Here is a 518-nt window from a genome sequence, read left to right as displayed (position 1 = left end):
GCCACCACTGGCGTACTGTCTCGTCCAAGGCAGACAAGCGCGGCTCCACCTGCCGCCCGCGGCTGTACCACTCCACCAGGCGGTGGAACTGCTGGCCTCGCCGTTGTTCTGCTTCGTGCTCAAAGGCATTGGCTGCAGGCCAGAGGAGCCGCTCTAGGTACACGTAGCAAAACAAGCGGGGGCAGTAGTCCAATAGCGATAGAGCCGAAGCCGAGAGGTTGACCTGCTCAAGCCACAGCCTCAGCGAGGAAAGAGCGGAAGGGATCCCGGACATGGACCAAGACGAGAAGTTCATGACGATTCTAGGGGACTGCAATTGGGTCGGCTGCCAGGACAAAGAATGGCCTCTAGAAAGGGATAGAATTAAACTCAGGCTGGCGCTAGAGGTTTTGGTTTTTGGCCACTAGCGCCTGAGCCTTGGCAAACCGTCTTGAGAGCGAGGAAAAGGCCGTGGAGCTAGCTGAGATCGAGGAGTTGATGAACAAAGCAGTGCAGGCCACCCAGCGCTCCTTTAACAC

At 57.7% G+C, this 518-nt stretch carries 1 protein-coding gene; it reads right to left on the bottom strand.

What is annotated here, in order from left to right; genetic code table 11:
* On the bottom strand, nucleotides 1-295 hold a 295-nt coding region (locus tag NW858_RS13140; RefSeq protein WP_414520660.1), incomplete at its 3' end, for a PD-(D/E)XK nuclease family protein.
* Nucleotides 296-518: the final 223 nt, after the last annotated feature.

This window comes from Synechococcus sp. H55.10, assembly GCF_047502715.1.
In the GTDB taxonomy this organism is placed as follows: Bacteria; Cyanobacteriota; Cyanobacteriia; order Thermostichales; family Thermostichaceae; genus Thermostichus.
Note: the sequence above shows the minus strand (reverse complement) of the source record. Positions and strands in the feature narration are given on the sequence as shown.